General features: G+C 66.1%; 8 protein-coding genes. 1 reads left to right on the top strand and 7 read right to left on the bottom strand.

Annotated features, from left to right (window positions below):
• Window position 1 precedes the first annotated feature (1 nt).
• From QQS14_RS10820 to sfsA, 4 genes are all read right to left on the bottom strand, one after another.
• Window positions 2-1,498 carry a tetratricopeptide repeat protein gene (locus QQS14_RS10820; protein ID WP_285907011.1) on the bottom strand — a complete coding sequence of 499 codons (1,497 nt, stop codon included), beginning with the start codon at window positions 1,496-1,498 and terminating at the stop codon, window positions 2-4.
• Between the two features lie 92 nt (window positions 1,499-1,590).
• Window positions 1,591-2,922 (bottom strand): tetratricopeptide repeat protein, encoded by a 1,332-nt coding sequence (locus QQS14_RS10825; RefSeq protein ID WP_285907012.1) that lies wholly within the window; start codon window positions 2,920-2,922, stop codon window positions 1,591-1,593.
• 140 nt (window positions 2,923-3,062) lie between these two features.
• Window positions 3,063-3,914 (bottom strand): DMT family transporter, encoded by an 852-nt coding sequence (locus QQS14_RS10830; RefSeq protein ID WP_285907013.1) that lies wholly within the window; start codon window positions 3,912-3,914, stop codon window positions 3,063-3,065.
• Window positions 3,911-4,639: a DNA/RNA nuclease SfsA gene (gene sfsA, locus QQS14_RS10835; protein ID WP_285907014.1), complete on the bottom strand. Its 729-nt coding sequence runs from the start codon at window positions 4,637-4,639 to the stop codon at window positions 3,911-3,913. The genes QQS14_RS10830 and sfsA overlap by 4 nt, the downstream gene beginning before the upstream one ends.
• Before the next feature lie 141 nt (window positions 4,640-4,780).
• Here sfsA and QQS14_RS10840 point away from each other — a divergent pair, with 141 nt between their 5' ends.
• Window positions 4,781-6,037, top strand: a complete 1,257-nt coding sequence (locus QQS14_RS10840) for an HDOD domain-containing protein (protein ID WP_285907020.1) — start codon at window positions 4,781-4,783, stop codon at window positions 6,035-6,037.
• A gap of 6 nt (window positions 6,038-6,043) precedes the next feature.
• Here the strand turns inward: QQS14_RS10840 and QQS14_RS10845 are convergent, their stop codons facing one another.
• From QQS14_RS10845 to QQS14_RS10855, 3 genes are all read right to left on the bottom strand, one after another.
• Complete coding sequence (locus QQS14_RS10845; protein ID WP_285907015.1) at window positions 6,044-6,658, bottom strand: VOC family protein; 615 nt, start codon at window positions 6,656-6,658, stop codon at window positions 6,044-6,046.
• A 65-nt stretch (window positions 6,659-6,723) separates the two neighbouring features.
• Window positions 6,724-7,215, bottom strand: coding sequence for an acyl-CoA thioesterase (locus QQS14_RS10850; protein ID WP_285907016.1), 492 nt, complete (start codon window positions 7,213-7,215; stop codon window positions 6,724-6,726).
• On the bottom strand, window positions 7,212-7,460 hold the full coding sequence (locus QQS14_RS10855) for a hypothetical protein (protein ID WP_285907017.1): 249 nt from the start codon (window positions 7,458-7,460) through the stop codon (window positions 7,212-7,214). The genes QQS14_RS10850 and QQS14_RS10855 overlap by 4 nt, the downstream gene beginning before the upstream one ends.
• Window positions 7,461-7,771: the final 311 nt, after the last annotated feature.

Below are 7,771 nucleotides of genomic sequence, written 5' to 3' on the forward strand. Positions count from 1 at the left end.
TTCACAGATCAAAGCGAAAGGTCTTGTCCCCGGTCTCCTTCTTCCCCTTCCCGGCCTTTTTCCCCCGGCCCTTTTTGCCTCGGACCGGCTTTCCGGCCAGGGCGTCCACGTCGTACTCGCTGCCGCCCTTGGCCTTGTCCTGACCGCCCCGGCTCCTGCCCGTCGAGGGCACGCGGTTTTGCGCGCGCTTGAGGCGCTGCCGGGCCGTGGTGTTGTCAGGGTCGAGAACGAGGACATGCTCGAAGAAGGGGACCGCGTCGTCATAGCGGCGCAGGTCGAGAAACAGGGAGCCGATGTTCAGGGCCACGCCCACGCTGCCCGTGAAAAAGGCCTGGTCCAGGGCGAGGGCCGCCTCGAAGCAGCCCAGGGCGGTCATCCGCTCGCCGCCCTCCCAGTAGGCCAGGCCCATGTTGTAGTGGATGGCCGGGTCGTCGCGGACGATGCCCAGCGCCCTTTCGTAGACCTCCACCGCCTCCTGCCACTTGCCCTGGCCGCGCAGGATGATGCCCAACCGGTTGAAGTGGACGAGATCGTCGCGGCCGAGCACCCGCTTGCCGCCCAGCACCCGTTGCAGGTACTTGACGGCCAGCTCCGGGGCGCGCCCGGCCACGGCGTCCACGATGCGCTCTGTCAGGTCGCCCGCGATGCTCAGCTGCTCGCGCTCGGCCACGTCCACGCTCTGGTCCAGGTAGGTTTCGGCCTGCTCGGGCTCGTCGCGCAGCAGATGCTGGCGGGCAATCTCTATCTTTCGTTCGGGGTTGAGGGGGCTGATCTCGTCGAGCTGCTTCATGTAGGCCAGGGCGCGCTCGTCCTCCATGTCGACGAAAACACCGGCCAGCTTGATGAGCGGGGCCATGAAGATGGGGCGGCTCTCGTGGGCGGCCATGTAGGCCTGGACCGCCTTGTCCGGCTCGCCGATGCCCATCAGGGCGTCGCCGCGCATGACCAGCCCGCGCGCGCTGTCCGGCTTGAGCAGCAGGATGCGGTCGGTCGCTTCCAGGGCCTTGTCGTACTCGCGGGCCTTGAGCAGCTGCTCGCAGCGGTCCATCTGCCGCTTGAGGACCGAGGGCGGGTTGATGGCCGCGGCCAGATCCTCGATGACCCTGTTGGCCGAGGCGGGCTTGACCAGCACCCGGCTGACACCCAGCTCGAAGAAATAGGCCACGGTCTCGCGCGTGGCCTCCCAGGTGAGCACCACCATGCGCACCTCGGGAAACTCGCGGCGAAGGCGCAGGATGAAATCCGTGGTCGGCCGCTCGGCCAGCATGCGCTCCACAAAGACCACGCAGGGCACGCCCGCGTCGCGCAGCTCAAGACACTTGTCCATGGCCGTCTGGGGCTGGGCAAAGGGAAAGAGCACGTCCCCCTTGGAGCCGATGATCCGGCCGACGATGTTGCGCAGGGCGCGGATGAAGACGGTGTCGTCCGAAAGATAGACGATGACCCCCCGCTCCAGGAACTCCTGGACGATGTGGTCGTACTGGTGGGCGTCGGCCATGAACCCTCCCGGGCGCGCCGCGTCATGGCGGCGGCACTTGTCCGGGAGGGTACGTGAAATCCGGCTGCGGGGTCAAGGATGGGGCCGGAGTCTTATCGATTGAGGGCGTCGAGCTTCTGCCTGGCCGTGGTGTTGCGCGGGTTGAGGGCCAGGGCGTTTTCCAGGAAGGGGATGGCCTTCTCTGGCTGGCGCAGGTCGGCGTAGATGGTGCCCAGGTTGAGGGAAGCCACCTCGCTCGACTTGTGGAACTCGGGATTCTTGTCCAGGGCGGTCTCGAAGCACTTGGCGGCCATGCGCTTGTCGCCGCCGTCGAAGTAGGCCATGCCCATGTTGTAGTAGAGCCCCTCGTCGTCGGGCGATATCTCCAGGGCGCGGGAGTAGTTGTCGATGGCCTCGCGCCACTTGCCCTGGCCGCGCAGGGCGATGCCCAGCTTGTTGAATAGGGCGATGTCGTCCTTGCACAGGGAGCGCCCCTTGGATTCGAGCACCTTGCTCAGGTATTTCTCGGACATCTGCGGCGAGACCTGACCCACGGCCTCGGATATCCGCTCGGCCACGGAACCGACCATGCTCATGGCCTCGCGAGTGGCGGCCTCGATGGCCTGGTCAAAGTATTTCTCGGCCCGGTCCATCTCCCTGCGCTGCACATGGACCCGGCCTATGTCGGTCTTGCGCTCGGTGTTCAGCGGGCTGAGTCTGTCGAGCTTCTTGAGGTATTCGAGGTGTTTGTCTTCGTCCACGCCTTCATAGGCGCGAGCCAGCCGCTTGAGCGGCTCCAGGTACAGGCGCGAGCTTTCGTGGGCCTTCATGTAGCTTTCCACGGCATCCTCGCGGCGGCCCGCCTCAAGGAAGACATCGCCGCGCAGCATCAGCCCGGCCGGGCTGTTGGGCTTGATGGTCAGGATCTTGTCGCTGATCTGCAGGGCCTCCCGATACTTGCCTGCGGCCAGGAAGCGCTTGCCCGTCTCCATGTATTCGCTCAGCTTGCCCAGGGGCTTGATGGTGAAGGCCATCTTCTCGATGAGGTTGTTCATGGACGCGGGTTTGGAGATGACGTTGTTGACGCCGATCTCGTAGAAATAGGCGATGTTCTCGCGCTTGGTCTCGCTCACCAGGACGATGACCCTCTGGTCCGGCAGGAGCCGCTTGATGGTGATGATGGTGTCCGTGCTCGGGCGGCCGCCGATGAGCCGCTCGATGAAGACGATGCACTCGATCTTGCTTTTCTGGCACTCCTGGAGCTTGCGCAGGCCCACCTGGACGTTTTCATAAGCGAAGAAGCAGTCGCGTTTGGTGCCGATGATCTTGAAGATGGTCGAGGAGAGCGTTTTCTTGAAAAGGGGGTCCTCGCTCAGGAGCAGGACCGCCCCGTTTCCGTTCTCGAAAAAGTCGTAGACGATGGAATCGTATTTCTTGTCCGCCATTTGATCCTCATGTCCGTCCCATCCCCCGGGACGGCGTGTGGTTTTTCCGCGCGGGACCCTCTTCCCGCACGGCAATTGTCTCATGAAACGGGTTTCGTCGGAAGGAAATTATTTTTTTGCCGGGTCGCACCCAGGACAGCTTACAGTGGCCGCCGAAGGGAGCCGAGATAGATGGCCGCCAGGGCCAGAACCACGCCGGTCAGCTCCACCGGGGAGGTGGGCTTGCCGAAGAACAGAATGTCCCAGACATAGGACAGGGTGGGCTGCAACAGCAGGATGAGCCCCACCAGCGAGGTGCGCACCTGCTGGATGCCCCGGGTGATGAGATACCAGCCCACGGCATGGCAGACAAGGGCCAGTACGGCCAGGGCAGCCAGGGAGCGGGTGTCGGGGATGGCGAAGGAGTCGCCCCGGCCAAGGGCCAGCCCGCCCAGCATCAGGCCGGTGATCAGGGCCACGGACCCGGCCATGGCCAGGGGATCGACCCCGGCCCGGCTCAGGGAGAATTTGAGGGCGAGCAGGTACAGGGCATAGAACAGGGCGGTGAACAGTCCATAGACCACGCCCAGCCTGAAGTCCGGGGTGAAGGAAGCCCAGGACACCCCGACCATGAGGTAGAGCCCGGCCAGGGCCATGGGGATGGCCAGCAGAAACGGCCTGGACACGCGCTCCTTCAGGAAGAGGACCGAGACCGCTGCCAGCGCGATGACCTGGAAATTGGCGAGCATGGTGGCCAGCCCGGGCCCCACCAGCCCGATGGCCCTGTGCCAGCAGTAGAAATCGGCGGCAAAGAACAGGGCCGAGACCAGGGACCAGCGCCAGACATGCGGCGTCATCTGGCGCAGCTTGCCCAGCCGCCAGAGGATCACGGCCATGCCCAGGCCGCCCACCGTCAGCCGGTAGAAGCCCGCCACGTCCGGCGGCACGTTGGCCAGCTTGACCATGACCGACGAGAAGCTGATGATCACGGCCCCGACGATGAACCCGGTCATGGCCGCACCACCCGGAGCCTCTGGGCCAGCCGGACGCCGGACTGGTCCACCTCGGCCACCAGGGGCCACGCCTCCACGCCCCGGTCAAGGGCCTCGCAAAACAGCCCGGCATAGACCGGGTCCACCACGTCTGCCGGGCCGAAGCAGCGACCGTCAGTTCGCTGGACAAGGAAGAAGAGGGCCACGCGCGCCCCGGTCTTGGCCAGGGCCATCAGCTCGCGCAGGTGCTTGTGGCCGCGCTCGGTCACGGCGTCGGGAAAGCAGGCCACCTCGTCCTCGACCATGGTCACGTTCTTGCACTCGACCCACAGCGTGCCGCCCGGCCCGTCCAGCCGGGCGTCCAGGCGGCTTTCTCCGGTCCGGGCCTCGGCGCGGAAGGTGTCGTACCCCGCCAGTTCCGGCAGGGCGCGGGTCTCCCAGGCGCGGCGCAGCATGCGGTTTGGCATCAGGGTGTTGACCCCGACAAATCGGCCGTCAAGCTCCAGCGCCTCCAGGGTATAGGGCAGCTTGCGGCCCGGACTGGCCGCGGGCGAGAGCAGGGCCGTGGCCCCGGGCCGCAGCAGGCCGAGCATGGAGCCGGTGTTGTTGGTGTGGGCCAGCACGGTGCGCCCGGCATCGGGTCCGTCCAGAGCCACGGCCTCCACCGTGAACCGCTTGTCCCGCCGGACAAATGTGGCCCGGCAGCATTGGCCGGGGTGGAGGATGAAGCATGTGGTGTCAGCCAAGTCGCCTCCCTGTGGGCTTCAAGCAACGGATTTCTCACTCTTTTGCACCCGTGGCAAGGAGTATTCCTGTTGCCTGGCGGGCGGAAATCGACTACCCTGATAAACAAGGGCTTTTTTGCGGGGAGGATGTCCGTGCCGAAAATGAATCTGTCGCAGCTTGAACCGGGCATGATCCTGGCCGATGACCTGACCACGACCGAGGGGCGCATGCTCCTGCCCCGCGGGGCCATGCTCACCGAGGCGCACATCCGCACCTGCCGGGTCTGGGGCGTGGTGGAGGCCGACATCCAGGGCGACGAGGACGAAACCGACGACCGCTTCACCTCCTTTGACCAGATCCACCCCGAGGTACTCGACGCCTGCAAGATCATGGCGGCCCAGCGCTTTGTGCTCAACAACGCCCAGCGGCCCGCTGTCAGGGAGATGGCCCGGCTCTACGTGCTGCATCAGGCGCGCGGGCTTGGGCCCGAGCAGGCGCGCTGGATGGTGACCACCTGCCAGCACGACGACGCGGTGGACATCTTCGCCCCGCCGCCCACCAGCGAAGCGGGCATCAATCCCGAGGCCGTGGTGCGCCAGGAGATGGAGCTTGCCTCGCTACCCAACATCTTTTTCCAGATCACCGAAAGCCTGAACAATCCGCGCAGCTCCGCTTCCTATGTGGCCGAGGTCATCAGCAAGGACGTGGCCCTCTCGGCCAGGCTGCTCAAGATGGTCAACACCCCCTTCTACGGCTTCCCCAGCCGGATCGACACCCTGTCCCGGGCCGTGACCATCGTGGGCACCAACCAGCTGACCAACCTGGCCCTTGGCGTGTCGGTCATCGCGGCCTTTGACGGCGTGCCCGAGGAATTCTTCACCCTCAAGGAGTTCTGGCTCCACTCGGTGACCTGCGGCATCTTGGCCCGGCTGCTGGCTGGCCGCGCCGGACTGGGCGGCGACGAGAAGTTCTTCGTGGCCGGACTGCTCCACGACATCGGGCGGCTGGTCATGCTCAAGAACCACCTCAAGGCGTCCATCGAGGTGCTGCGCCCGGCCAAGGTGGGGCGGCGCGGGCTGGTGGACGTGGAGCGCGCGGTCTGGGGCTGCACCCATGCCGACATCGGCGGCCGGATGCTCAAGAGCTGGGGGCTGCCCCCCTTCCTCGAGGTGCTGGTCCACCATCACCACACGCCCATGGAGGCGTCCATGCCCGTGGAGGCGGCGGTGGTCCATGTGGCCGACTTCATGACCCACGGCATCGGCATCGGCTCAAGCGGCGCCTCGCTGGTACCGGAGCTTGACGAGCGGGCGTGGAAACGGCTCGGCCTGAGCGAGGCGGACATGCCCGAGATCGTGCGCCAGGCCGAGCGCCAGGCCGGGGATGTCATGGCCGCCTTCTTCCCCGACGAGCAATAGCCCCGGTCACTCTCCCGCTTTTGGCCACCCTCTGCCCGGAGTGTTGACGGCCGCAAGCACCTTCTCCCCCTCGCCCTCGTAGGCCGTGCGCTCCTCCCGGGGCGTGGGTCGCGTCACCGACGACCAGACGCCGGGCTGCGGCTCAGGGCCCTTGCGGGCCTCGACGCTGGGCTCGGTGTCGGCCATGGCCGGGGTCCTGCGGATGTCCACGCCCGGCACGGGCGCGCTGAACTCGATGGGGATGTTGTTGGGGTCAAAGGCGTAGATGGAGTGGATGAAGCCGTGGTCCACCACCTCGGAGCACCAGAACCCGGCCGCTTCGAGTTTGTCCTTGATCTCCCACAGGTCGTCCTCGCCCGCCACGCCAAAGGAGACGTGATCGAAACAGACCGGCCCCCGGACCGGGAAGCCGTGATCGCGCTCGGGCACAGGCTCGATGCCCGGCCACTCGAAAAAGGCGATCATGTCCTGGTCGGAAATCTCAAGGAAATAATGGCGGTAGCCGGGATGGCCCAGCCCGGCCACCAGACGCATGCCCAGGAGATCGCGCCAGAAGCGCAGGGTGGCGTCCATGTCGCCGGTGACCATGGCCAGATGATTGATGCCTGTGTAGGTGGGCATGACGCTCCTCTTGGCTCGGGGTGGGGTCGGGCGGCCAGATTCGGCGGCCGGCTCGGGCGGCTCAATCAGGCTGGCTGGGCCTTGCCCTCCTCGATGGCCCGTTCGCGCTGGCGCATCTCGCGCCGCAGTTCGGCCTCGCGGTGGCGGCGCTGGGCCGTGGGGGTGTCCAGCAGCAGGGGCGGCACGGGCATGGGCTTGCCGTTGTCGTCCAGGGCCACAAAGGTGAGGTAGGCTGAATTGGTGTGGCGCACCTCGCCGGTGCGCAGATTCTCTGCCTCCACGCGCACGCCGATCTCCATGCTGGAGCGGCCCACATGGTTGAGGCTGGCCTTGAAGGTGAGCAGCTCGCCCATGTAGGCGGGCAGCTTGAAGGCCATGCGGTCGATGGACACCGTGACCACGTTGCCGCGCGTGTGGCGCTTGGCCACCACGCCCGCCGTGGTGTCGATGTGGCGCAGGATGACGCCGCCGTGCAGGTTGCCCGCCGGGTTGGCGTCCTGGGGCAGCACCAGATGGGTCATGATGACCTCGGATTCCTTGGCCGATTTCGGCTTCATGCCTGTTCTCCCTTGCTTTTTCCGTACTGGACCCGCGCCTCCCAGACCAGCTTGCCCACCTTGCGGCCCAGGTCGGCCTGGCGGGCGCGCATGAGCGCCTCTCCCGCCTCAGCGTTGCCCTGCTGCCTGAGCAGGGTGGCGGATTCGAGATCGCGCAGGTGTTTCTCGCACTCGTGGATGAGGGCTGAGAGGTTCAGCGTCTCAAGCTCCCTTGGCACACGGACAGAGCGCACTTTTCTGCTCATCTGGGCCTCCCCTGATTTCACGGTGTCATGCATTTTGATGACAGAGCGTGGCGCGCGGTGTCAAGCGGACGGGGGCTATGCCAAGAGCCTCTGGTGCGCTCTGTCGAGAGCCTCCGGCGGCCCCTTCGGGGAGACCAGGGCGCTGCCCTGGACCCGCCAGGGGCCTAAGGCCCCTGGACCCCAGGGTTGCGGTTTGAAGCCGAAAAAACGGGCGAGACCGCATTCCCCGCTCCGGGGTCGTTCGCCGTTTTTTCGGCTTCAAACCGCGGGGGATGTCTGTCTGTGCACTGGTCAACAAGCCGTGGTTCGGC

This window comes from Pseudodesulfovibrio pelocollis (assembly GCF_030282845.1).
GTDB lineage: Bacteria > Desulfobacterota > Desulfovibrionia > Desulfovibrionales > Desulfovibrionaceae > Pseudodesulfovibrio > Pseudodesulfovibrio pelocollis.

Bases quoted from the DNA above. Each gene is read 5' to 3' on its own strand.
- QQS14_RS10820 (WP_285907011.1), bottom strand. From the start codon at position 1,498: ATGGCCGACGCCCACCAGTACGACCACATCGTCCAGGAGTTCCTGGAG.
- QQS14_RS10825 (WP_285907012.1), bottom strand. From the start codon at position 2,922: ATGGCGGACAAGAAATACGATTCCATCGTCTACGACTTTTTCGAGAAC.
- QQS14_RS10830 (WP_285907013.1), bottom strand. From the start codon at position 3,914: ATGACCGGGTTCATCGTCGGGGCCGTGATCATCAGCTTCTCGTCGGTC.
- QQS14_RS10840 (WP_285907020.1), top strand. From the start codon at position 4,781: ATGAATCTGTCGCAGCTTGAACCGGGCATGATCCTGGCCGATGACCTG.
- QQS14_RS10850 (WP_285907016.1), bottom strand. From the start codon at position 7,215: ATGAAGCCGAAATCGGCCAAGGAATCCGAGGTCATCATGACCCATCTG.
- QQS14_RS10855 (WP_285907017.1), bottom strand. From the start codon at position 7,460: ATGAGCAGAAAAGTGCGCTCTGTCCGTGTGCCAAGGGAGCTTGAGACG.
- QQS14_RS10845 (WP_285907015.1), bottom strand. From the start codon at position 6,658: ATGCCCACCTACACAGGCATCAATCATCTGGCCATGGTCACCGGCGAC.